Source organism: Rhodopseudomonas sp. B29, from assembly GCF_000333455.1.
GTDB lineage: Bacteria > Pseudomonadota > Alphaproteobacteria > Rhizobiales > Xanthobacteraceae > Rhodopseudomonas.
The window spans coordinates 1-22,149 of record NZ_BADD01000609.1 but is presented as its reverse complement, the minus strand read 5'-3'; the positions used below and the strand labels follow the sequence as shown (position 1 = coordinate 22,149).

General features: G+C 64.7%; 23 protein-coding genes and 1 tRNA gene. 6 read left to right on the top strand and 18 right to left on the bottom strand.

Going from position 1 to position 22,149, the window contains the following annotated elements; genetic code table 11:
• Positions 1–846: oxaloacetate decarboxylase (locus tag I5M_RS22040; RefSeq protein WP_022723384.1), on the bottom strand; the 846-nt coding region annotated here is incomplete at its 3' end.
• A 6-nt stretch (positions 847–852) separates the two neighbouring features.
• Entirely contained in the window at positions 853–2,868 is a 2,016-nt protein-coding gene (locus I5M_RS22035) for an acetyl/propionyl/methylcrotonyl-CoA carboxylase subunit alpha (protein WP_022723383.1), read from the bottom strand.
• A 173-nt stretch (positions 2,869–3,041) separates the two neighbouring features.
• Between I5M_RS22035 and I5M_RS22030 the strand changes: the two genes are divergently transcribed.
• On the top strand, positions 3,042–4,883 hold the full coding sequence (locus I5M_RS22030) for an alkaline phosphatase family protein (RefSeq protein ID WP_022723382.1): 1,842 nt from the start codon (positions 3,042–3,044) through the stop codon (positions 4,881–4,883).
• 52 nt (positions 4,884–4,935) lie between these two features.
• Here I5M_RS22030 and I5M_RS22025 read toward each other — a convergent pair whose 3' ends face one another.
• The 5 genes from I5M_RS22025 to I5M_RS22010 form a co-directional block, all read right to left on the bottom strand.
• On the bottom strand, positions 4,936–5,805 hold the full coding sequence (locus I5M_RS22025) for an AraC family transcriptional regulator (protein WP_244432069.1): 870 nt from the start codon (positions 5,803–5,805) through the stop codon (positions 4,936–4,938).
• A gap of 86 nt (positions 5,806–5,891) precedes the next feature.
• A complete protein-coding gene (locus I5M_RS30360; RefSeq protein ID WP_307706954.1) occupies positions 5,892–6,536 on the bottom strand; it encodes an SDR family NAD(P)-dependent oxidoreductase in 645 nt (214 codons plus the stop codon).
• Positions 6,487–6,783: an SDR family NAD(P)-dependent oxidoreductase gene (locus I5M_RS34270; RefSeq protein ID WP_307706952.1), complete on the bottom strand. Its 297-nt coding sequence runs from the start codon at positions 6,781–6,783 to the stop codon at positions 6,487–6,489. Before I5M_RS34270 ends, I5M_RS30360 begins: the two co-directional genes overlap by 50 nt.
• A 275-nt stretch (positions 6,784–7,058) precedes the next feature.
• Positions 7,059–7,634 carry a hypothetical protein gene (locus I5M_RS22015; protein ID WP_022723380.1) on the bottom strand — a complete coding sequence of 192 codons (576 nt, stop codon included), beginning with the start codon at positions 7,632–7,634 and terminating at the stop codon, positions 7,059–7,061.
• A 300-nt stretch (positions 7,635–7,934) separates the two neighbouring features.
• Positions 7,935–8,333, bottom strand: a complete 399-nt coding sequence (locus I5M_RS22010) for a DUF2177 family protein (protein ID WP_022723379.1) — start codon at positions 8,331–8,333, stop codon at positions 7,935–7,937.
• A 103-nt stretch (positions 8,334–8,436) separates the two neighbouring features.
• Here I5M_RS22010 and I5M_RS22005 point away from each other — a divergent pair, with 103 nt between their 5' ends.
• Together I5M_RS22005 and I5M_RS32880 are read left to right on the top strand one after the other, a co-directional pair.
• A complete protein-coding gene (locus I5M_RS22005; RefSeq protein WP_022723378.1) occupies positions 8,437–9,885 on the top strand; it encodes a deoxyribodipyrimidine photo-lyase in 1,449 nt (482 codons plus the stop codon).
• A 122-nt stretch (positions 9,886–10,007) separates the two neighbouring features.
• Positions 10,008–10,331 (top strand): hypothetical protein, encoded by a 324-nt coding sequence (locus tag I5M_RS32880; protein WP_022723377.1) that lies wholly within the window; start codon positions 10,008–10,010, stop codon positions 10,329–10,331.
• A 127-nt stretch (positions 10,332–10,458) separates the two neighbouring features.
• Here the strand turns inward: I5M_RS32880 and I5M_RS21995 are convergent, their stop codons facing one another.
• Complete coding sequence (locus I5M_RS21995; protein WP_022723376.1) at positions 10,459–11,334, bottom strand: DMT family transporter; 876 nt, start codon at positions 11,332–11,334, stop codon at positions 10,459–10,461.
• A 152-nt stretch (positions 11,335–11,486) separates the two neighbouring features.
• On the opposite strand from I5M_RS21995, the gene I5M_RS21990 reads away from it, so the two are divergent.
• A complete protein-coding gene (locus I5M_RS21990) occupies positions 11,487–12,395 on the top strand; it encodes a PhzF family phenazine biosynthesis protein (RefSeq protein ID WP_022723375.1) in 909 nt (302 codons plus the stop codon).
• 45 nt (positions 12,396–12,440) lie between these two features.
• On the opposite strand, the gene I5M_RS21985 is transcribed toward I5M_RS21990, so the two are convergent.
• The gene (locus tag I5M_RS21985; RefSeq protein ID WP_022723374.1) at positions 12,441–12,923 is read right to left on the bottom strand and encodes a hypothetical protein; all 483 of its coding nucleotides are present in this window, start codon (positions 12,921–12,923) and stop codon (positions 12,441–12,443) included.
• Positions 12,924–13,201: 278 nt separating this feature from the next.
• On the opposite strand from I5M_RS21985, the gene I5M_RS21980 reads away from it, so the two are divergent.
• Positions 13,202–13,278: transfer RNA gene (locus I5M_RS21980), tRNA-Arg, on the top strand.
• A gap of 63 nt (positions 13,279–13,341) precedes the next feature.
• On the opposite strand, the gene I5M_RS21975 is transcribed toward I5M_RS21980, so the two are convergent.
• The 6 genes from I5M_RS21975 to I5M_RS21950 all read right to left on the bottom strand — a co-directional run bounded on the left by I5M_RS21975 (position 13,342) and on the right by I5M_RS21950 (position 19,347).
• Complete coding sequence (locus I5M_RS21975; RefSeq protein ID WP_022723373.1) at positions 13,342–14,661, bottom strand: MFS transporter; 1,320 nt, start codon at positions 14,659–14,661, stop codon at positions 13,342–13,344.
• Positions 14,662–14,739: 78 nt separating this feature from the next.
• On the bottom strand, positions 14,740–15,711 hold the full coding sequence (locus I5M_RS21970) for an NAD-dependent epimerase/dehydratase family protein (protein WP_022723372.1): 972 nt from the start codon (positions 15,709–15,711) through the stop codon (positions 14,740–14,742).
• A 66-nt stretch (positions 15,712–15,777) separates the two neighbouring features.
• Positions 15,778–16,692, bottom strand: a complete 915-nt coding sequence (locus tag I5M_RS30355) for a fumarylacetoacetate hydrolase family protein (protein ID WP_022723371.1) — start codon at positions 16,690–16,692, stop codon at positions 15,778–15,780.
• Between the two features lie 63 nt (positions 16,693–16,755).
• Entirely contained in the window at positions 16,756–17,493 is a 738-nt protein-coding gene (locus I5M_RS21960; protein ID WP_244432068.1) for an SDR family NAD(P)-dependent oxidoreductase, read from the bottom strand.
• Positions 17,494–17,592: 99 nt separating this feature from the next.
• Positions 17,593–18,417 (bottom strand): GntR family transcriptional regulator, encoded by an 825-nt coding sequence (locus tag I5M_RS21955; protein ID WP_083909650.1) that lies wholly within the window; start codon positions 18,415–18,417, stop codon positions 17,593–17,595.
• A 78-nt stretch (positions 18,418–18,495) separates the two neighbouring features.
• On the bottom strand, positions 18,496–19,347 hold the full coding sequence (locus tag I5M_RS21950) for a hypothetical protein (RefSeq protein WP_148287937.1): 852 nt from the start codon (positions 19,345–19,347) through the stop codon (positions 18,496–18,498).
• Between the two features lie 418 nt (positions 19,348–19,765).
• On the opposite strand from I5M_RS21950, the gene I5M_RS21945 reads away from it, so the two are divergent.
• Complete coding sequence (locus tag I5M_RS21945) at positions 19,766–20,047, top strand: hypothetical protein (RefSeq protein WP_148287936.1); 282 nt, start codon at positions 19,766–19,768, stop codon at positions 20,045–20,047.
• A gap of 135 nt (positions 20,048–20,182) precedes the next feature.
• On the opposite strand, the gene I5M_RS21940 is transcribed toward I5M_RS21945, so the two are convergent.
• The 3 genes from I5M_RS21940 to I5M_RS21930 form a co-directional block, all read right to left on the bottom strand.
• Positions 20,183–20,749, bottom strand: coding sequence for a MarR family winged helix-turn-helix transcriptional regulator (locus I5M_RS21940; protein ID WP_083909649.1), 567 nt, complete (start codon positions 20,747–20,749; stop codon positions 20,183–20,185).
• 35 nt (positions 20,750–20,784) lie between these two features.
• On the bottom strand, positions 20,785–21,537 hold the full coding sequence (locus I5M_RS21935; protein ID WP_022723367.1) for an ABC transporter permease: 753 nt from the start codon (positions 21,535–21,537) through the stop codon (positions 20,785–20,787).
• A partial coding sequence (locus I5M_RS21930; protein WP_040771845.1) for an ABC transporter ATP-binding protein occupies positions 21,534–22,149 on the bottom strand: 616 nt, incomplete at its 5' end. The genes I5M_RS21930 and I5M_RS21935, both read right to left, overlap by 4 nt.

The following is a 22,149-nucleotide window of genomic DNA, read 5'->3' as shown; positions in this document are numbered from 1 at the left end:
GTGCGTCTCCCGCTCCTCGACGAGATCGGCGCGGGTGACCTGATTCATCAGCTCGGCCGAAGCCAGACCCTTCAGTTGCTTCGGCGCCGCGCCGGCCTTGATCGCCGCCAGGGTCTTGTGGACCGCTTCGGTCGCGGCCGAGATCGACGCGTGGCCCTGGATCGCGATGCGAACCCGGCGCTGCGCCAAGTAATCGAAGTCAGTGAGTTCGGCCGTCGGACTGCCGATGATGATCGGCAACTTGGTCGCCGCGCTGATCGCATCGAGCTGATCGCGCATCTTCACGCCGGTGAAGAACAGCGCATCGACACCGGCGGCTTCGTAAGCCACCGCGCGCGCGATCGCATCGCCGAGCGAACTGATCCCGCAAGCACCGGTGCGGCCGACGATCACCAGCGACGGATCGAGCCGCGCGTCGAGCGCCGCCTTGATCTTGCCGAGCCCTTCCTCGCGCGAGATCAGTTGCGGCTCGGCCGCGCCATAGGCCTGCGGCAGCAGCGTGTCTTCGATGGTGAGCCCGGCGGCGCCGGCGGCTTCGAGCTCCTGCACGGTGCGGCGCACGTTCAGCGCGTTGCCGTAGCCATGGTCGGCATCGACCAGCACCGGCAGCGCCGCGGCACGGCTCATCCGCCGCATCTGCTCGGCGAGTTCGGTGAGCGTGATAAGCGCAATGTCGGGATCACCGAGGATCGCCAGCGAAGCGACCGACCCGCCGAACATGCCGAGTTCGAAACCGAGATCGTCGGCGATGCGGATGGAGATCGCGTCATACACCGACGCCGGCCGAAGGCAGGCCGATCCTTGAAGGATCGCCCGCAACGCGGCTCGGCGGTTGCGCCAGGCCATGGCGCTTTACGCAAATTCCAGAATGACGGCGTCGACCGCCAGCGTGGCGCCCGGCGAGGCGTGGATCTTCTTGACGGTGCCGTCGCGCTCGGCGCGTAGCACGTTCTGCATCTTCATCGCTTCAACCACCGCGAGCGTCTCGCCGGCCTTGACCTCCTGGCCTTCGGTCACGGCGATCGAGACAACGAGACCCGGCATCGGGCACAGCACCTTCTTGCCGGTGTCGGCCTTGTCGCCTTCTTTCATCCAGCGCGCCGCGGAGGCCTCGCGCTCGGTGAAGACATTGACGCCGACTTCAAAGCCCTGATGCGCGAGCCTGAAGCCGTTGGGAATGGCGCGGACCTGCACCGCCACCGGATGGCCGTCGATCGTGCCTTCCCACACCGGATCGCCCGGCACCCACGACGACAGCAGCTGATGCGGCTGGCCGAGCGAGCCGTCCGGATTAGCGAAGCGCACCACGAAAGCGTCCCCCTCGCGGATGACGTCGAGCGGGATTTCGCTGCGCTCGAGCCAGACGCAGCGGCGGCGCTCGCGGATCACGGCGCGGCCGATCATCTGGCCGGAGATCTTGCGCTTGCGCTCGCCGATGACGCGGTCGATCGCCGCGCCGACCGCGGCGATGCGGCGCGCGACCTCGCCTTCCGGCAGACGCGCGGCGAAGCCCTGCGGGAATTCCTCGGCGATGAAGCCGGTCGACAGGTTACCCTCGCGCCAGCGCGGATGCGTCATCAGCGCGGAGAGGAACGGAATGTTGTGGCGGATGCCATCGACGTAGAACGCATCGAGCGCGTGGGCCTGAGCCTCGATCGCCGCGGCGCGCGATGGGCCGTGGGTCACCAGCTTGGCGATCATCGGATCGTAATAGATCGAGATCTCGCCGCCTTCCTGCACGCCTGTGTCGTTGCGCACGGTGACGCCGCTGGCGGTGCTCTCCGCCGGCGGCCGATACTTCACCAGGCGCCCGATCGACGGCAGGAAGTTGCGGAACGGGTCTTCGGCGTAGACGCGCGACTCCACCGCCCAGCCCTTCAGCGTCACATCCTTCTGCGCCAGCTTGAGCTTCTCGCCGGCGGCGACGCGGATCATCTGCTCGACGAGGTCGATGCCGGTGACCATCTCGGTGACCGGATGCTCGACCTGCAGGCGGGTGTTCATTTCCAAGAAGTAGAAGCTCTTGTCCTGGCCGGCGACGAACTCGACGGTGCCGGCACTGTCGTAGTTCACCGCCTTGGCGAGTGCGACCGCCTGCTCGCCCATCTTCTTGCGGGTCGCCTCGTCGAGCAGCGGGCTCGGGGCTTCCTCGATGACCTTCTGGTTGCGGCGCTGGATCGAGCACTCACGCTCGCCGAGATAGATGACGTTGCCGTGCTTGTCGCCGAGCACCTGGATTTCGATGTGGCGCGGATCGACGATGAACTTCTCGATGAAGACGCGGTCGTCGCCGAACGAAGCTTTCGCTTCGGCCTTGGCCAGATTGAAGCCCTCGGCGACCTCGCTGGTCGAATGCGCGATGCGCATGCCCTTGCCGCCGCCGCCGGCCGAGGCCTTGATCATCACCGGATAGCCGATCTCGTCGGCGATCTTGACCGCGTGCTTGTCGTCCTCGATGACGCCGAGGAAGCCCGGGACGGTCGAGACCTTGGCCTGGGCGGCCGCCTTCTTGGATTCGATCTTGTCGCCCATCGCCGCGATGGCGCCGGGGTTTGGGCCGATGAAGACGATGCCCGCCTCGGCCAGCGCCTTCGCGAACGCCTCACGCTCGGACAGGAAGCCGTAGCCGGGATGCACTGCCTCCGCGCCCGTCTTCTTGCAGGCCTCGACGATCTTCTCGATCACCAGATAGCTCTCGGCGGCCGGCGCCGGCCCGATCAACACCGCCTCGTCGGCCATCTCGACGTGGAGCGCATCGCGGTCCGCCTCGGAATAGACGGCGACCGTCTCGATACCCATACGGCGGGCGGTCTTGATGACCCGGCAGGCGATCTCGCCGCGGTTGGCGATCAGAATGCGTTTGAACATGCGTCAGCTGCGGTCTTGGAGGAGCCTGGGATGGAGCCTCGGGGATGGTTCAGCCTTCCCGGCCGGGACGGCATCGATGTCGCGACGTGCTTGTAACAATTCTGTCGCCGGGGAAAACTAGATATTGCGGAGGGGTCCCATCTGCCTACTCCGCCTCAGCAAAGGTTTTTTCCATGCGCCGTTCCCTCGCAATCCTGTCTGCGGGTCTTGTTTTTGCGTCCTTATCCCCCGCTTTCGCCCAGAACAGCCAGCCCCGCAACCTGATTCTGTTCGTCCCCGACGGTTTGCGCGCCCAGATCGTGACGCCGGAAACGGCGCCCGCCATGGCGGCGCTGCGCGATCAGGGGGTCAATTTCACCAATCCGCACTCGATGTTCCCGACCTTCACCATGGCCAACGCCTCGGCGATGGCGACCGGGCATTATCTCGGCGACACCGGCACCTTCAGCAACACCATCTACACGGCCTATCCGTCGAAGCCCGCCGGCAATACCGTGGTGCCGTTCATCGAGAACGACCAGGTGCTGGTCGACATCGACGACAATTTCGGCGGCAATTACCTCAACGAGGAAACCCTGCTGAAGCTGGCCCGGGAAAAGGGTCTGTCCACCGCAGCGATCGGCAAGGTCGGGCCGACCTATCTGTTCGACCACACCGACCGCGCCGACAAGCCGGACCCGCATTCGATCGTGTTCGACGATTCGACCGGGACGCCGAAAGGCGTGCCGCTGTCCGACGAGATCAAGACCGCGCTGCAGAAAGCCGGCCTGCCGCTCGAGACGCCGCCGCGCGGCGAAAACGGCAAGATCGGCGACTTCAAGACGCCCGGCACCCTCGCCGCCAACGTCCCGCAGCAGGCCTATTTCGCCGACGTCGCCACCAAGGTGGTGTTGCCGATGTTCAAGGCGCGCGGCAAGCAGTTCGTGATGGTGTACTGGTCGCGCGATCCGGACGGCAGCCAGCACAACGAAGGCGACAGCCTCAACACCATCACCCCCGGCATCAACGGCCCGACCTCGATGGCCGGAATCCGCAACGCCGACAACAACCTCGCCCAGTTGCGCAAGGCGCTGGATGAACTCGGCCTCTCCGCCACCACCGACATCATCGTGTCGGCGGACCACGGCTTCTCGACGATCTCCAAGCAGTCCAAGACCAGCCCGTCGGCCAAGACGACTTATGACGACACGCCCGAAGGCTTCCTGCCGATGGGCTTCGTCGCACTCGATCTCGCCAAGGCGCTCGACCTGCCGCTGTTCGACCCCAATAACGGCAACAAGGCTGTGCCGACCGGCGCCCATCCCAAGGCCGGCAACGGCGTGCTCGGCAACGACCCGACCAAGCCCGACGTGGTAGTCGCCACCAATGGCGGCTCGGACCTGATCTATTTGCCGAACAAGGACAAGGCGCTCGCCGATCGCACCATCAAGGCGCTGCTCGAACAGGACTACGTGTCGGGCCTGTTCGTCGATGACGATTTCGGCAGCTATGCCGGTACGCTGCCTCTGTCGGCGATCAACCTGAAGGGCGCCGCAGTGACGCCGCGTCCGTCGATCGTCGTCAACTTCCGCTCCTACGCCTCCGGCTGCGCGATCCCCACCACCTGCTCGGTGCAGATCGCCGACACCATCCTGCGCCAGGGCCAGGGCATGCACGGCTCGTTCAGCCGCGGCGACACCATGAACTTCATGGCGGCCTTCGGCCCGTCGTTCAAGGCCGGCTACGCCGACCCGCTGCCGGTCAGCAACGCCGACGTCGGCATCACCGCCGCGCATCTGCTCGGCCTCGACGCCAAGCCGAAGGGAGATCTGGTCGGCCGCCTGATGACCGAGGCTCTGCCAAACGGCGCGGTGCCGGAAGCCACGAAGGAAACGGTCAAATCGGAAGAAGCCGAGGGTCTGAGCACCGTGCTGAACCTGCAGCGCGTCGGCACCCAGCGCTATTTCGACACCGCCGGCTTCCCCGGCCGTACGCTCGGCCTCGACGATGACAAGACAAAACCGGCGGGGAACTAACCCCGCCGCGACCGGACTCCCGGCCACCGCCCCCGAACCACGCCCACCATTTTCAAGACGCTCCGGCAAGGATGGTTCTGACGTCGGATTTCGGGGGCGCGCCGAACAGCCTGCGATACTCTCGATTGAACTGGGTCACGCTCTCATAGCCGACGCGAAGCGCGGCGCTGCCTGCGTCGATCCGATCCGCTAGCATCAACCGGCGCGCCTCGTGAAGGCGCAGGTGCTTCTGATACTGCAGTGGGCTCATTGCCGTCAGCGCGCGGAAATGATGGTGCAGCGTCGACTCGCCCATCCCCGCGATGTCGGCCAGAGCGGCGATGCGGATCGGCTGGTCGAAGTGATCGCGCAGCCATCGGATCGCCGCCGAGACGCGATTGGTGTGGGTGCCGAGTTGCACCGCCTGCCGCAGCCGGCTGCCGACCGGACCGGCGCCGATCCGATAGAGAATCTCCCGCTGGATCGTCCGCGCCAAAATCGGGATGTCGGCGGGCTGATCCAGCAGCTCGAGCAGGCGCAATGCGACGTTGGTCAGTTGCGGCGTTACCGGCCCGACGGCGATGCCGGCGGCCTGGACATCATGTGAGCTGCCCGACTGATCGACCTCGGCGATCAGCTCCCTTGCCAGGTCGAGATCGAGATCGAGCTTGAACGACACGTAAGGGTTCTCGATGCTCGCATCGAGAACCTGAACGATGGTCGGCAAGCCGACCGCCGTAAGCAGGAAGCGATCCTGATCGTAGACGTAGATTTCGTCGCCCAGGATGACCCGTTTGCTGCCGCGGATGATGAAAGCGAAGGACGGGTCGTAAAGCGACGAATCCGGCGCCATCGCTGACCTGCGGTGATGCAGGGACAGCCCCGGGACGGCCGTGACCAACGAGCCCTCGTCCGGGAGCAGCCGCTCGACGATTTCGCTCATGCGCCGACGAGCGAGCTCCATCTCCTGCATTGCCCTATCGGTTGTCGTCATGAGCGACCCGTCGAGATCCTGCGCCAGTCGAGTATCTAGGATACGGCTTGGAAATCGGTCGACACAATCAGGCTCCGCCAGCTTTCGATCGTGTCGGCCAAAGCCGCGGACTTGGCGGCGAAGACCTCGTGGGCATCGGACCCTGCGGGCAGCCACATCGGCGGGTCGCCGGCGTCTGCAAGCGCCAGAATCGCGTTCGCGAACTTGGCTGGATCGCCGATCTGCCGATGGTTGTCGGCATCAAGCGCCTGACGCCGCCGGGCAGATGCCGCCGCGTAGTCGTCGAGCGTGAAATCACCATAACGAACCGAACTGCGGTCGAGAAAGTCGGTGCGAAAACGTCCCGGGTAGACGCACGTCACCTTGACGCCGAACGGAGCCAGTTCTGCTTTCAGCGCTTCGGACCAGCCGGACACGGCGTGTTTGGTGGCGCAATAGATCGACGAGCCTTCGAATCCGCGCATGCCCGCGATCGACGAGATCGTGATGACGTGGCCCGAGCGTTGCGCTCGCATCACCGGCAGGACGGCGCGGGTGACGTCGAAAACGCCGAAGACGTTGGTGGCGAATTGAGACCCGACGGAGTCGCGGGAGATCTCCTCCAACGCACCGAGTTGCCCGTAGCCGGCATTATTGACGAGGACGTCGATCCGCCCGAACCTCGCCGTCGGGGCGGGCAACTGCCTGATCGATCGCCGCAGGATCGGTGACATCCAGACGTAGCGTTTCCAGTCTGCCGGCGTGGCCGCCTGATACGTCGTCTTCATGCAGTGGGTTGCGCGCGGTCGCGACGACGTTGCCGCCGGCCGCGAGCGCAGCGCGGGCGATGTCCAGACCGAGGCCGCGATTGGCGCCGGTGATAAACCAGGTTTTCATAGGCAATTCCGTTGTGAAGCTGCCGACGCGCTGCGCGTCGACGCTTGGCAAGCTATCGCCGCACCTGTCGCGGCAGCTAGAAACGGTCCTGCTTATTTCTTGCCTGATCCTGTCGGCGCTTCGATCGTCGCAAACAAAACCGGCGGGGAACTAACCCCGCCGGTATAGAACTAACCACGTCCCAAGAGCGTCATGCTGAGGTGCGAGCGCAGCGAGCCTCGAAGCATGACTGCCCAGGGCACTTGCGGCCCATCCTTCGAGGCCCGTCGGTCCGTGCGTTGCACGGTCCGGCGGGCACCTCAGGATGACGCCCTGCGCGCAGGTTCTTAGGTGCCGAGGTCGAAGATGTGCGGCATCTGGTGCAGCAGCGGTAACGTGGCCACACCGATGAGGGTCGCGACCAGCCGCATCAGGCTGTGGTTGTTGCGGCGGGTGCTGCGCATCTGCCGCGCCACCCACTCAAGCACTTCGGTCTCGACGCCCACCGCCTGGGTCGGCGCCCAGCTCTCGATGGCGACGTCGGGCGACAGCGCGACGCTGCGTGGCGGCACCGGCAGGCCGGACGCGGCCGCAGCGTGATGCGCCACCGCCTTGGCGAACAGGTCGTCGAACCGTCCACCGTCGCTGCGCTCTGCAGCGGCTTCGTTGATCTCGAACAGCGCCTCGGCTTCGGCGCGGCTCACCGGCTGATTGTCGAGCGCCGGCGCCGCCAGGATGCGGGTGCACCAGGACGCGTCTGCCTCGTCGAGGGTGCGTGAGAAGTGGACGCGGCCGCTCGTGGTCGGGCCTTCACCGGTGATGATGCCGTCACGGACGACACCCAGCGCCCTCGCGGCGCCATAGCGGTCTTCGATGGCCGCAGCTTCGATGCCGACAGGGTCGGCGAATGCTTGCGCAGTCATGATATTACTCGTGTTTTCTTGATGGTACTCAGCATTTCCATGCGGACGTAAACGCTTGGTTAAGCCTTGGGCCTTGTGAACAGCGACGTCCGCATCAGCCTTGATCTTTCCTAAAGGGGTTGCGGATTTGCCGCAGTGACCGCAGTCACGGACGCTGGGATCGCAGCCTTGCCCGGCGGCGTTTAGGCCGATCCGAGGCTTATTGGGGGCAAGCGAAAAAACCCGGTGGGCTATCAGCCGCACCGGGTGTTCAGACGTCGTTCAGCGCGGTGGCGCGCTACCCTTTGCCAGCTCTCGCCGTCAGCGCGGCGACAGCCAGTCGGCCAGCACCAGGCCGATTGCGGACGACACCGCGGTCACGAACGCGCCCCAGGTGATGTCCAGCGCCACCACCGGCCACTCCCAGTGCTTGAGCAGCGCCATCGAGGTCAGCTCGAAGGTGGCGTAGCAGAACACGCCGAACAGCGCGCCGTAGAGCAGTGCCGACTGCCAGGTCGCGGTGGACGAGCCGTTGGTAAAGATCAGAATGCCGACGATGTAGAGCAAATAGAACATGATCGCTGGCGCCAGCCGGACCTCGCCGAGCATGTCGCCGACCTGCGACTGGAAGAAGCTTTTGGCGATCGTGCCCAGGAACAGGAAATCGAGCGGGATCAGGATGATGAACGTCGTCAGGTAGAGAATGCCGTAGCGCTTCAATTCGTCCTCCGTGAAAAATGAACCTTGCCTGCCTTGAATACGTATCATGTGCCTGAAGGTTGCGCGAAACGCAGCCGCCCGCCCGCGAGACCGAACATCCCGCATGACGACCGACACGCCCCGCCCCGTCCTGGTCTGGTTTCGCGACGATTTGCGGCTGACCGATCACCCGGCCTTGCATGCCGCCGCCGCCGAAGGCGCGCCGCTGGTCTGCGTCTATGTGCTCGACGAGGTGAGCCCCTGGCTTCGTGCGCCGGGCGGCGCATCACGATGGTGGCTGGCGCAATCGCTGCGATCGCTCGCGGCAAGCCTCGAGAAGCACGGCGTATCGCTGGTCCTGCGGCGTGGCCGCTCGGCGACAATCGTGGCCGAGCTGGCCAAGCAGATCGATGCTGCCGCGGTGCACTGGAACGACATTGCCATCCCGCCACATCGCGCCATCGCGGATGATCTTGCAGAGCGTCTGGCGGTCGCCGGCATCGCTAGTCAGCAGCACGATGGCGACCTGCTGGTGCCGCCAACCGCTATCCGCAACAAAGATGGGCGCGGCCTGCGAGTGTTCACGCCGTTCTGGCGCCGCGTGCTAGCACTCGGCGATCCACCCAAGCCGCTGCCCGCCCCAAAGGCGCTGCGCGCCGGACCGCAGGTCGCGGGGGACCAGCTGGAGGATTGGGAGCTCGAACCGGCCAAGCCGGATTGGGCCGGCGGGCTGCGCGCAACCTGGCAGCCCGGCGAAGCCACTGCACAGCGCAAGCTTGCCGAGTTCTTGCAGCGCCCCGGCGGCTACTCCGAAGACCGCGACCGCCCCGACCGCGACGGCACGTCGTCGCTGTCGCCGCATCTGCGGTTCGGCGAGATCAGCCCGCGGCAGGTCTGGCACGCGGCGCGCTTCACCGCCGATAAGCGGCCTGAACTGGCGCGCGACGTCGACAAGTTCCTAAGTGAACTCGGCTGGCGCGAATTCTGCCGGCATCTGCTGTTCGATCTTCCGGACCTCGCGACCCACGCGCTGCGCAGCGAATTCGACGACTTCCCGTTCATCACCGACGATGCCGCGCTGCACGCCTGGCAGCACGGACGCACCGGCTATCCGATCGTCGACGCCGGCATGCGCCAGCTGTGGCAGACCGGCACGATGCACAACCGCGTCCGCATGGTTGTCGCGTCGTTCCTGGTGAAGCACCTGTTGATCGATTGGCGCCGCGGCGAGGAATGGTTCTGGGACACGCTGGTCGATGCCGACCCCGGCAGTAATCCGGCCAACTGGCAGTGGGTTGCCGGCTGCGGCGCCGATGCGGCGCCGTACTTCCGCGTGTTCAATCCGGTGCTGCAGGGCGAGAAGTTCGACCCCAAAGGCGACTACGTCCGCCGCTATGTGCCGGAACTGGCCGGCCTTCCGCCGGCACTGATCCATCAGCCGTGGGACGCCACCCCGGTCGAGCTCGCCGCCGCTGGCGTGACGCTCGGCGACAACTACCCGGCTCCTATCGTCGACCACAAGGCAGCGCGCCAGCGCGCGCTCGCGGCCTACGCCGAGTTACGCAAAGCTTGAATAACTGCTCGGCTCGACGTTACTAATTTGGCGAATCGGTTATCGTCGGCGTTATCATCGAATTCTCCGATTCAAAATCGGTTCTGTTCACAACCCTTCTATCCAAAACCCTGGGGATCATCATGGACGACGAGAAGCCGATTATCGAGCAGGTCACCGACACGCTCGCCGAAGCCGCGCAGGCCGCCACCACCGTGGTGAAGAAGGTTCGCAAGGCCGCCAAGAAGGTCGCCAAGAAGGTGACCGCCGGCAAGAAGGCGAGCAAGAAGTCCGCCAAGAAGGCGCCGAAGAAGGCCGCCAAGAAGTCGGCCCCCAAGAAGGCTGGCAAGAAAGCCGCAAAGAAAGCCGCCAAGAAGGCGGTGAAGAAGGCTGCCAAGAAGACCGCGAAAAAGGCCAAAAAGGCCGCGCCGAAGAAGGCGAAGAAAGCCAAGAAGTCGAAGCGCTAAGTCCCGTTGATAGGCCTCTGCCTCCCGCTTCTGCGAGGCGGCGCCTAACTTCCAAGCCCGAGTTACAAAAGCCTCCGGCCGTCAGCCGGAGGCTTTTTGCTGACACGTGCCGCTCCGATGCGGACAGCTAGCGCGGCGCACGATTGACCAGGAACACCGCCGCGGCGCACAACGCCATGCCGGCGATCGAAAGCGCGTCGAGCGTCTCGCCGAACAGCACGAACGCCATCAGCGCCGTCACGGCCGGCACCAGATAGAACAGACTGGCGACCGAAGTGGCGGCCGAGCGCCGGATCAGCCAGTACAACAGCCCGATCGATCCGATCGACAGCACCACCACCAGCCACACCACCGCCAGCACGAACTCCGCGGTCCAGTCCACCTCCCGCGTCTCGAACAGCAGCGCGCCGGCACCGAACAGCGCAAGAGCGGCGATGAACTGCACGACGTTGCCGGCACGCCAGTCGATGCCGCCACAGAACCGCTTCTGGTACAGCGTGCCGAGCGTGATGCTGATCAGCGCCACGCCCGAGGCGAGCCAGCCGAAGCCCGCGTCGCCCGAAATGGTGCGGCCGTGCAGGATCAACAGCGTGCCGCCGAGACCGAGCGCGAGTCCGATCCACTGCAGCGGTCGCACCCGTTCGCCGAGCCAGCGATTGGCCAACGTCGAAGTGAGGATCGGCTGCAGCCCGGGGATGAGCGCCGATAGCCCAGCCGGCACGGAATGGGCGATCGCGATCGCCGTGCCGCCGAGATAGAAACCGTGCACCAGGAGGCCGGCCACGGCGCTGTGGCCGATGCCGGCAAACCCGGGCCAGCGTGGCCGTGCGATGGCGGCAATGATCGCCATCAGGGCGATCGCCACCACCATGCGGATGGCGAGGTAAGTCAGCGGCTCGGCGCCCGACAGGGCGTATTTGGTGCCGACAAAACCGGAGCTCCACAGCACGACGAAGACCGCAGGCGCAGCGCGCGCCGCCAGGTGCTCAGCGTTCCGGTTCATTGTTTCCCCCGCGGCCCGATCTTATGGTGACGGGCAAGCGCCCGATGGCGCAACGTCCATGCCACGCCGCACGTGCCGCGGCCAGCAGGGATCGTCGTCCTCCAACGCGTCGCTGCCCTTCGCGCAACGCGTTGGTGTTTCCGGAGCATCCCATGCGCCTGCAGTTCGAGACCGTCGACGTATTCACCTCCGAGCAGTTCAGCGGCAATCCGCTGGCCGTCGTACTCAATGCCGAAGGCCTGTCTGGCGCGCAGATGCAGGCGATCGCCGGCGAATTCAATCTGTCGGAAACCACCTTCGTGCTGCCGCCGCAAGACCCCGCGCACACCGCACAGGTTCGGATCTTCACGCCCAACGGCGAGCTGCCCTTCGCCGGCCATCCGAATGTCGGCACCGCCTTCGTGCTGGCGCGCCTTGGGCAGAGTTACGGCCAAAGCATCACCGGCGATCGCGTGGTGTTCGAAGAGAAGGCCGGGCTGGTACCGGTCGAGTTGATCAAGGACGGCGGCGCTGTCACCGGCGCAAGGCTGACGTCGCCGCAACTCTTGTCCGTGACCGAAGAAATCACGCCCGATATCGTCGCGGCGGCCTGTTCGCTCGGCACCGGCGACATTGAAACCGCAAATCACCGGCCCTGCATCGCGTCCTGCGGCACCGGCTTCATCATCGCCGAGCTGAAGAGCCGCACCGCCCTCGCCGCCGCCGGCCCGCGCGCCGATGTCTTCGGCGACCACATCGCCGGCTACTCGACGTCGAAGATTTTGCTCTACGTGCAGACCGGCGAAGACAGGATCGACATCCGCGCGCGAATGTTCGCGCCGCTGAACAAGATCCCCGAAGATCCCGCCACCGGTAGCGCCAACGTCGCGCTGATCGGCCTGCTAGCCAGGCTCCGCCCGGAGATTGATCTGACGCTGTCGAAGACCATCCTGCAGGGCTTCGAGATGAGGCGCCCGAGCCTGCTGTTCGCCAGCGCCGACAAACGCGGCAGCGAGTTCATCTCGACCTCGATCGGCGGACACTGCGTGGCGATGATGTCGGGAACGATCGAGCTGAAATGAGGCCCGACAGCTCGACCGGCGCTGGCCTGCGGCCGGCCAGCGCGCTCAGAACTCGTCCGGGCAGGGATCGACGATCTTCCACAGATCGACGCCGTTCTTGATCTTCTTCATGTCGGTGGTCAGCCCGCCGTGGCGGCTGAGCCAGTCTTTCACGGTCTGCGGATAATACGACATCAGCTCCGAGGTGCCCTCGAGGCTGGTCACCTTGATGCCGAAGGTGAAGGACTTGTCGTAATAGGCCTGGTGGAAGCCGACGCTGGCCCGCGGCGTCACGCAGATCTTGTTCAGCGGCACGATGCCGAACACCAGCGTGCAGGCCGAATTGCAGATGCCGTCGATGATCACCCGCTCGTGGCGGTCGCGGATCCGCTGATACTTGGCCTTGTATTCCTCGACATAGCCGCCGTGGTCGCGGGTGATGTGCAGATCGGCCCGCGCCGGCGCGGCGATCAGGATCATCGGCAGCAGCAACGCGAACAGTCTCGGCGCAAGACGTCTCGGCAGGCTCGGCACAAACGGGCTCGACATGGGGCAATCGCAGCGGGACACGGGACACACCGGCTAAATCCGCCGGACGTCCCACATTGGCTCGGCTTGGTTGCGGGAGGTTAATCAGCCCATTCCGGCGGAATCCTGGGGCGGGGGCGGCCCCGTGGCACCTCGCCGCGCGCGGGCGGCGGGCCGAACAAACCGTTGGCTCCACCCATTCCCCAGGCATCCCAAAGGCGGGGCCCCCGCTCCCTTGGACCCCCGGAACAAATTGCGCTATCCCGACTTCACCGGGGGGGGCACGCCGCCCGGCCCGCGCGCTTGTAGCTCAGCTGGATAGAGCATCGGATTTCGATTCCGAGGGTCGGAGGTTCGAATCCTTCCGAGCGCGCCATTGCCTGTCAGGCGTGGAGAATGTCCCTCCTGCCGACAGTCGGCTCCGCTGCCGAACCGGCAGCTAGTCGCCGACCCGTGTGGCACGCTCGGGGAGCACCCAGATGAGCAGCGGCACGCACAGCAACAGCAATCCCGATATGATGTAGATGCCGAGTGTAAGACCGCCGGTTTGTGCCTTGATGTATCCGAGAAACGAAGGGCTGATGAAGCCGGCGGTGATGCCTAGCGTGCTGACGATGGCGATGCCCGACGAGGCCGCCTCACGGCTCAGATAGGTCGGCGGCAGCGTCCAGAACAGCGGCCCGATCGCGGTGACGCCGAAGCTCGCAACGCACAGCGAGCCGATCAGCGTGTAGGTCGAGCCTTGCAGCGAGACCGCCGCCAGCAGTCCGGCGGCGGCGAGCACGAAGCAGGCCACCAGGTGCCAGCGCCGCTCTTTCAGGGCGTCGGAGCTGAAATTCACCAGCAGCAGTCCGGCGATGCCGCACAGCATCGGGATGGCAGTCAGCAAGCCGATGCTCATGATCTGCGACACACCGCTGTCGCGGATCAGGGTGGGAAGCCAGAAATTGAACAGATAGTTCGCCGAAGTCGGTACGAAGTACAGCAGCGCCAACAGATAGATTGCCGGATCCTTGAAGGTCGCGAGCGTGAAGTGCTTCACCTTCTGATCCGACTTGGTCTGATCTTGCTCCAGCCTCGCCAGTAGTTGCGAGCGCTCGGTTGCGGCGAGCCACTTGGCCGATCCGGGTCCGTCGTCCAGGCAGAGATAGCAGACGACGCCGAGCACGCAGGCCGGCAGCCCTTCGACGATGAACACCCACTGCCAACCGCGCAGCCCGAGCGCGCCGTCCAGGCCGGTCATGATCGCGCCGGTCAGTGGGCCGACGATTGTGGCGGCCACCGCGTTGGCGAGAAAAATGACAGCGGTGACCCGGCCGCGCTGTGCGCTTGGAAACCAATAGGTCAGGTACAGAATCATGCCGGGAAAGAACCCGGCTTCGAATACGCCGAGCAGTACGCGCATGACGTAGTATTGCGTCGCGCTGGTCACGAACGCAGTCGCGACCACCGTCAAGCCCCACAGCAACATGATGCGCAGGAACGTCTTGCGGGCGCCGAGGCGCTGGAACAGAAGATTGCTCGGCAGCTCCAGCGCCGCGTAGCTGAGAAAGAAGATGCCGGCAGCGAAGCCGAATTGCGCCGGATTGATGCCGACCGCCTCACCCATCTGCAACTGGGTGAAACCGACATTGACGCGGTCCAGGAAGGCAACGCAGTAGCTCATGAAGAGCAGCGGCAACACCCGCCAGGCGATCTTGCGGAACATCCCGCTGTCCTCGGCTGCCGCCGTCTCCGTCAATGTCATCGCGTTCTGCATGTTACCCTCCCTTACAAAGGCTTCTGTCGTTTCGTTATCGACGCCAGCCCCGCCGGCTCGCGCCCGCGCGCTTCGCGCTCAAGATCGTTGTGATGCCGCCTGATCGCGCATCCCCGTCACAACGCGCTGACACAGCGCGACGACGTCGCCGTCATGCTCGAAGCCGAGGGTGTCAGCGATTGCGGTAGCAAGTGGCGGTTGGCTGCCGAATTGCGCCTCGACTGCGGGCACGGGCGCATAGCTGATGCGCTGCCGCACCTGTTCGCCGATCACCGCCGCGAGCCCGTCGATGAGTTCGCTCATCGACAGGCGCAGCGCCGGCAAGGTCCAGGCGCGCCTCGCAGTGAGGCGAGCCGCGGGGATTTCGGCGGCGTGAATGAGGTTGTCGACGCAGCGCTGCACCGACATCATCCAGGCGGTCGCCTGTTCCGACACCGGCAGCACGAAGGCCTCGCCGGCAAGCGCCGCGTGGAATACGTCGCTCATGAACGCCGAGATCAGCCCGCTCGGTTGACGCGGCCGCGCCACGATACCCGGCAGCCGGACCGAACGAGCATCCACCGCCCCGCGCCTCACATAGTCGGTGAGGAAGGTTTCCATCATCAACTTCTGGGCGCCGTAGGCCATCGTCGGCAGCGGCAGCGTGTCGTCATCGATCGTCGGCGGCAACGGCACGCCGAACACGGCGATCGAACTGCAATAAACCACGCGCGGACATCGGCCGCGCGCCGCAAGCCGCTCGATCAGGCCGCGCGTGGCGTCGAAATTGATCGCCCAGCCCAGCGCAGGATCGGCCTCGGCAGCACCGCCCGGCACTGCGGCCAGATGAAACAGGTAGTCGATCTCCAGTGACGACACCCGCCCGATCACCTCGGCATCGCCGAGCGATCCCACGAACGGGCGAACTTGGGGCGCGCGGAGGACCGGCAAGGTCGTGTCGACCAGAGTCAGCATGTCGAACGGCACGCCGTTCAGTTGGCCGCGTTCGAGCAGCCGCGTAACCAGCGCAGTCCCGATGAAACCGCCGGCTCCGGTAACGACAACATGCATGATTAGCGAGCCCTGAGCGGCCCGACCGTTTGGTCGATGGCGCCGAAGATCGTCCGCCCCTCGGCATCAAGAACCTCCCAGCCGGACCCGGTCACCGAAGCGGAGGAATTCTGTGCGAGCGGCGCCGAATTGGATCATCTCGAAGCCGCGGCGCTCGGCGATGCAGGCCGAGCCGACCCGATCGGGATCGCCTTCCGACACCGTTCCCGAGCCCAGGATCGTGCCCGCAATAAGAGACCGGGTCGCCGTGACGTGCCGAATGAGATCGAAGAAGCTGAAGTTCATCGCTCCGCCGAACGGATGACCGAAGGATTTGCCGTTGAGTTCGACCCGCAGCGGCAACTTGATGCGGCCATCCGACCAGACATCGCCCAGTTCATCCGGAGTCACGGCGATCGGCGCGAAACTGGACGCGGGCTTGGCCTGGATCCAGCCGAAGCCGGTCTTCATTTCGATCGGTGCGATCGTGCGCAGGCTCCAATCATTGATCAGCACGATGAGGCGGATCGCGTCGTGGATCTCGTCGGCGCTCGGCGCCATCGCAACGTCGCCGAGGATGACGCCGAACTCGCCCTCGAAATCGATCCCGTCATCCTCGCTGACGAACGGCACGTCCTGCCGCCCGCTGAGGAGATTGTCCGAGCCGCCCTGATACACGAGCGGCTTGGCGCCCTGCGCATTGGTCATCTGGAAGGCTTTCGCCATCAGTTCGCCATGGGCAAGGAAGGCTGATGCGTCGAGCCATTGATAGGCGCGCGGCAGCGGCGCCAGCGCCTGCGTGGCGTCGAAGGCGAATGCATCCTTGGCGCGCCCCTCGTTGAGTTCGCGATAGTGCCGTTCGAACGATGGCGCATGCTCGCCCCAGTTCTCAAGCGCAAGCTGCAGGGTCGGCACCTCAGAGAAGACGGCAGTAGCCAGATCGCGTGACACGATGGCGAGACGGCCGTCCCGTCCGGGACCAGCCAGGGTGGCGAACTTCATACGCAGATGTCCTTTCAAGGAATGTGAGAGCCGTATCCACGGCATGTGCGGACAGGCGAGATGTCAGTCGGTGATCGTCGTACCCCCGTCGACCACGATGTTCTGGCCGGTGATGAAGCTCGCCGCCGGAGACGCCAGGAACACCGCGGCGCCGGCGATCTCGGCGATCTCACCCATCCGCCGCAGCGGCGTCTGCTGCATCCGCCGCTCGAACACCTCGTGGTTGGCAACGATCGGTGCTTCGAGGCCGGTCTTGATCAGCCCGGGAGAAACGCAATTGGCCCTGACATTCCGCGGCCCCCACTGCACCGCCAGATTGCGGGCAAGCTGTGCCAAGCCGGCCTTCGACAGCGCGTAGCTACCAATGTTGGTGTTGCCACGAAGGCCAGCGATACTGGAAATCAAGATGACGCTGCCATCGCCGCGCGCTGCCATTCCCGGCGTCACCAGCGAGCACAGCCGCAGCGCGCTACGCAGATTGACGCCGATCACCTGCTCGAATTCGTCGGGCGGCGCCTGATGCATGGGACCGAAAAAGCCGGTGATACCAGCATTGCAAACCAGGATATCGATGCGTCCCCAAACTTCGGTAACATCATCGACAAGGCGCTCCAGGTCGGCATCGACGAGCACATTCGCAGGCACCGCGATGGCCTGGCCGCCCGCGTGGCAGATCTCCTGGACCGTGTCGTCACATCCGGCCGCATCGTCGCTGGAGACGACGACCTGCGCGCCGGCACTGGCCATTGCCTTCGCGATGCCGCGGCCGATGCCCCGGCTCGCTCCGGTGATCACGGCCACGCGGCCGTCCAAAGAAAACATCGTTCGTCCAGTCATCGTCTCGCGGCCGGATCGGCGGCTTGGAAGGTGTCGGGTGTGCGGATCGACTACTGACGAACGTCAGTCTGGATAGAGCATGTCGAACACGTCTTTGATGTGCTGCTTGAGAAAGGCGGCTGCGCGGTCGCCATCTCGGCTCAGCACGAAATCCGCGAGCTTCTTGTGCTCGTCGCAGAAGTCGTTACTCCAGCGCGGCGTCATCATCGCCGCGCAACGATAGCGATACATCTGATTGTAGAGCGCATCCGACATCTGCAGCAGGCGGGCCGATCCGCATGCGGCCAGGAGTTGGCGGTGGAAGCGTTTGTGAATGCTCTCGAGATCCGGCACAGCCCCCCGGTGCCGCGCGTTGCTCTCGCCGGCGGACAGCAGCAGATGCAGCGAAGCAACGACGGACGCCTCCCATTCGCTGTCGCCATGGCGCATCGCGCGCAGCAGCGCCTCGGACTCGATGTTTTGTCGCAGCCAGACGATGTCTTGGAGATCGTCACGGCTGAGTGGCGCCACCTGGAACCCCCGGCGTCCGACCGCTCTGACGAAGCCGCTGTTGCTGAGCCGCGATAAGGCTTCCCGGATCGGTGTCGGGCCGATCCCGTGGCGGTCGCACAGCTCCATGACGCCGAGCTTGGCGCCGGCACTGAAGCGGTTGTTGAGGATATCCGCAGTGATCAGCTCGACCGCTCGCTCGGCCAGCGTGCTGCTTTCCGACGCTTCGTCGCCGGCTGATTCCGCCAAAGCAATCAAAGTTCCGCTCCCGTGCCATTTATCGACAAAACTGTTTTCATCGACAAAACAGTTTTTATCGATAAAGTCAATCCGACCTGCTTGCGTTGATAGGACCTCCGCGCAAGGCGAAAGGACGCCCGACGGCACCCGGCCCTGCAACGGCCGCGCGCCAAGACTGACAATCTGCGTTCAGGGGCTATTGCGGAGGTGTCCGGCAGGCGCCCGTGTCCGCCCGCCTCACAGGCTCGCCATGGCAGCGCTGTGGGCCCGGTCGAGCAGCGATAAGCGGCCGGCGATGTTGCGATCGAGCGCTGCAATGAGGTCCGAGCTCAGGCGCAGGCAGCCGTTGCTGTCGATCTCGATATCGCCATCAGCGGCGGCCGCTTTAAGGAGCGTCCGAACATGCGTGCGCGACACGCCGAACGGACGGCCGAACGCCGTGTAATCGACCGCAAGCCACCGGCCCGGGGATCTTCCCTGCAGTCGAACGAGCTTCATCAGCATCAGCATGCCCGCCGACGCTGCGTAGAATCGCAGGATCGGGCGATTGGCGATGAAGATCTGCTTCGCCATGGATTCCAGTGTCGCGATCCAGGCCCCGCGCATCGCTTTGAGGAAGGCCAGATCACCAGCCAGCGGCAACGCATAGGTGTCGCGGCCGAACAGCTCGCCCAACGCCGAGTAGTGCACGCGGATGAAGCAGCGGTCGTGCTCGATCAATGCCGACCTCGGCTGAACGAGCCGCATGCGCAGATCGTGCGATGCCGGGCTGATCTGGAGATGGCCGACCTGCGCAAAGCGTGCGACGACGAGATCGATCTGACGCGGGCTGGCAACGCCGAACCAGCCGACGGCCTGTTTGAGCCTGCCGATCGTCGGATAGCTCGAGACGTCGTGCTCGCGGAAGCCGCCCCACAGCGCCATGATGATGCCGTACACCATGATGCGCCCACCATCGAGCATCAGCTCCATGGACGAGAGGTTGTTCTCGTAGAGATCGAGAACCGCGTCGATGTAGATGTCGCGAGCGCCACAAAAATTCGGATGCTTCAGGATGCCGTCCGTCGTCAGATAGAGGGGCTCTTTCACGTCCACGGTCGTAAACCTGCTCAGAGGCTGTCGATGCCGGGCCGATGGTAAGCAATTCTGTGCAACACAACAATTGTCGGTACGAGGCTCCCGGTTAGCTCCTATCCTGAACCGATCGGATTCACTCGGTGAGCAATGTAAACGTGTTCTGACCGATTACCGACCTCCCCGCCGAGCGGCTCGGACGTTAGTTGCGGCGCGCCGCACGCACAGCACTCGACTTCCAGTTGCGCCAGAGCCGACACCGATCGAGGAGCTGTTCGCCCGCTTGTCCGGCCGATAGGACGCGCTGAGTTCGGCCATTCGCTCGCCTACGAACGCTCCCCCCCGGATAGGCGCAATCTTCTCCGTCCAGGTCCGGAGCCGGGCTGCTAATCATCGATAAGCAACTACTGGGGACGACAAAGCGATGCGAATGATGTTGCGCGTTCACCTTGATCCGGTTCGGGGCAGCGAGGCGCTGAGGTCCGGCGCGATGCAGAAAGCCATCGGTGCCTTCTCACGGAAATACGACCCCGAGGCCAGTTACTTTACAGTTGATGGCGGCGGTCGCACGGCCTTCTTCGTGCTGGACATGCAGGCGTCGCACCAGATGCCCGCGATCGCCGAAATCTTCTTCCATATCGGCGCTGAGGTCACGCTGATGCCCTGTATGACACCAGAGGATCTTCAGGCGGGTATCGCGGCCATCGACCTTTAGCAACAGCTCGCGGTTTGAAGCATTGCGGATGGCCTTCCCGAAACTCTGCCCAGGGCGCCAGCCGCCGCTTTAGTCAAAAATCCGTCTCGGAAGCTGTACCGGAAGCGTCTGGTCGAAGATCTCCGGCTGCTGTGCCTAGGGCGTCTCGTCGCCCATCATGGACGCGTCGATGACGTCGGCGAACCGCAGCAGTTCCTCGACCAGAGACTTCAGCGACTCCGCGCCCAATGGATGCAACCGTTTCCATTGCGCGTTGAAGACGTCGGGAATCGCCTTGTTGATGACGGCCTCACCCGCCGCAGTGAGTTGGATCTTGATGGTCCGCCGATCGCTCGGCTCAGGAAGCCGCGCGATGTAGTGCAGCGCCTCGAGCCTGTTGATGCGGCTGTTCAGGCCCGCGCCGCTCAGCAACAGGTGCTTGGTCAATTCCTTCGGCGTCAGGCTGTAGGATGCCCCTGCTCTACGCAATGCGGTCAACACGTCGAATGTGCCACGTGTCAGATCGTACGGCGCCAGAACCTCGTCGATGAAAGCCGTCGACTGGATATGGATCCGGCCGATCAGTCCGTAGATGCGCGCCGGCTCCGGGTCGATGTCCGGACGTTCGGCCTGCCACTGCCGCACGATTTCGTCCACGCGCAGACGCGCGGCGCTATCCGTCGTAGCGCGCTTCCTTCGATTCTTGTGCGTGGAATCGCTCATACTACGCTCGTTTCATTCACCGCAGGGGCGCCGTCTCACATGGCCCAGGTGACGATACGCCTCTCCAGAAACTCGAGCACATAGAAAAGTGCGACGCTCAGCAGCGTCAGAGCGAGAATAGCTGCGAAAGCCACCGGCGTCTGTGATTGTGAGGTCGAGATCATGATCAGATAGCCGAGGCCGCTCTGCGCCGAGACGAACTCACCGATCACGGCGCCGATGACCGCAAAGGTGATCGCGACCTTGCAGCCGGTGAACAGCGCCGGCATGGCCGCCGGCAGCCGCAGCCGTCGCAGGATCATGTATTGAGGCGCGCCGAGCGAACGCATCAGGTCGAGCATCGATTTCGGCACGCTTTCGAGACCGGCAACGACGTTGACGAGGATCGGAAAGAAACACACCAATACGACGATGACGATCTTCGGCCATTCTGAAAAGCCGAACCAAAGTGTAACCAGCGGCGCCAGCGCAACTTTGGGGATCGACTGCAGGCCAAGCAGTAGCGGATAGACCAGTTTGCGTGCCAGGGGATTGAAGGCGATCACCGCGGCGAGCGGCACCGACAAGACCAGCGCCAGCACGAAGCCGAACACCGTCTCCCGCAGCGTCACCAGCGAGTTCGTCGCGAGTTCCGGTGCCCACGCGATACTGGCGGTCACGATCTGCGACGGCGCCGGCAGCAGCCATGACGGGATGGCCAGTGCTCGGCACAGCCACTCCCAAGCGACGATGCAGGCCAGATAGACGAACGGCGTCACCAACCGGCCGGCGACCGAAGCGGCATTCATGCGACGTCCTTTTGACGCGCGAAGATCAGCTCCCGCACCTGCTGCTTGATGGCCTGAAACCGCGGCAAGGCGGCCGTCGCGACTGACCGCGGCCGCGGCAGATCGACCTTGATATCCGCGATGATGTGGCCCGGGCGGGCCGACATCACGAGCACGCGGTCGCCGAGCAAGATCGCCTCTTCGATGTCGTGCGTGATCATGAACGCGGTGCGCCCGAATTCGGCCCACAGGCGGGACAACTCCAGCGAAAGCTCTTCGCGAGTCAGCGCATCGAGCGCGCCGAACGGCTCGTCGAGCAGCAGGAAACGCGGATCCGACAGCAATGCGCGGCAGAATGCGGCGCGCTGCTTCATGCCGCCAGACAGCATCTGCGGCCGGTGAAGGGCGAAGTCCTTCAGGCCCGTCATCTCGAGCAACTGCCAGGCGCGCTTGCGCGATTGCTCCTTGTCGAGATGCAGGATGTCGGCCGACAGCAGGACGTTGTCCAGGATGGTCGCCCAGGGAAACAGCACGTGGTCTTGAAACACGATGCCGACTTCGTAGGACGGCTCGCGCAGCGGCTGGCCATAGCGTTTCATGTCGCCGCTCGAGGCCGGTTCAAGCCCCGCGATG

Coding starts and splice junctions, on each gene's coding strand:
- I5M_RS21990 (WP_022723375.1), top strand. CDS start 11,487: ATGCGCCTGCAGTTCGAGACCGTCGACGTATTCACCTCCGAGCAGTTC.
- I5M_RS21945 (WP_148287936.1), top strand. CDS start 19,766: ATGTTGCGCGTTCACCTTGATCCGGTTCGGGGCAGCGAGGCGCTGAGG.
- I5M_RS22030 (WP_022723382.1), top strand. CDS start 3,042: ATGCGCCGTTCCCTCGCAATCCTGTCTGCGGGTCTTGTTTTTGCGTCC.
- I5M_RS21940 (WP_083909649.1), bottom strand. CDS start 20,749: ATGAGCGATTCCACGCACAAGAATCGAAGGAAGCGCGCTACGACGGAT.
- I5M_RS22035 (WP_022723383.1), bottom strand. CDS start 2,868: ATGTTCAAACGCATTCTGATCGCCAACCGCGGCGAGATCGCCTGCCGG.
- I5M_RS22005 (WP_022723378.1), top strand. CDS start 8,437: ATGACGACCGACACGCCCCGCCCCGTCCTGGTCTGGTTTCGCGACGAT.
- I5M_RS21985 (WP_022723374.1), bottom strand. CDS start 12,923: ATGTCGAGCCCGTTTGTGCCGAGCCTGCCGAGACGTCTTGCGCCGAGA.
- I5M_RS22025 (WP_244432069.1), bottom strand. CDS start 5,805: ATGAGCGAAATCGTCGAGCGGCTGCTCCCGGACGAGGGCTCGTTGGTC.
- I5M_RS21935 (WP_022723367.1), bottom strand. CDS start 21,537: ATGAATGCCGCTTCGGTCGCCGGCCGGTTGGTGACGCCGTTCGTCTAT.
- I5M_RS32880 (WP_022723377.1), top strand. CDS start 10,008: ATGGACGACGAGAAGCCGATTATCGAGCAGGTCACCGACACGCTCGCC.
- I5M_RS21970 (WP_022723372.1), bottom strand. CDS start 15,711: ATGCATGTTGTCGTTACCGGAGCCGGCGGTTTCATCGGGACTGCGCTG.
- I5M_RS21975 (WP_022723373.1), bottom strand. CDS start 14,661: ATGCAGAACGCGATGACATTGACGGAGACGGCGGCAGCCGAGGACAGC.
- I5M_RS30355 (WP_022723371.1), bottom strand. CDS start 16,692: ATGAAGTTCGCCACCCTGGCTGGTCCCGGACGGGACGGCCGTCTCGCC.
- I5M_RS21995 (WP_022723376.1), bottom strand. CDS start 11,334: ATGAACCGGAACGCTGAGCACCTGGCGGCGCGCGCTGCGCCTGCGGTC.
- I5M_RS22015 (WP_022723380.1), bottom strand. CDS start 7,634: ATGACTGCGCAAGCATTCGCCGACCCTGTCGGCATCGAAGCTGCGGCC.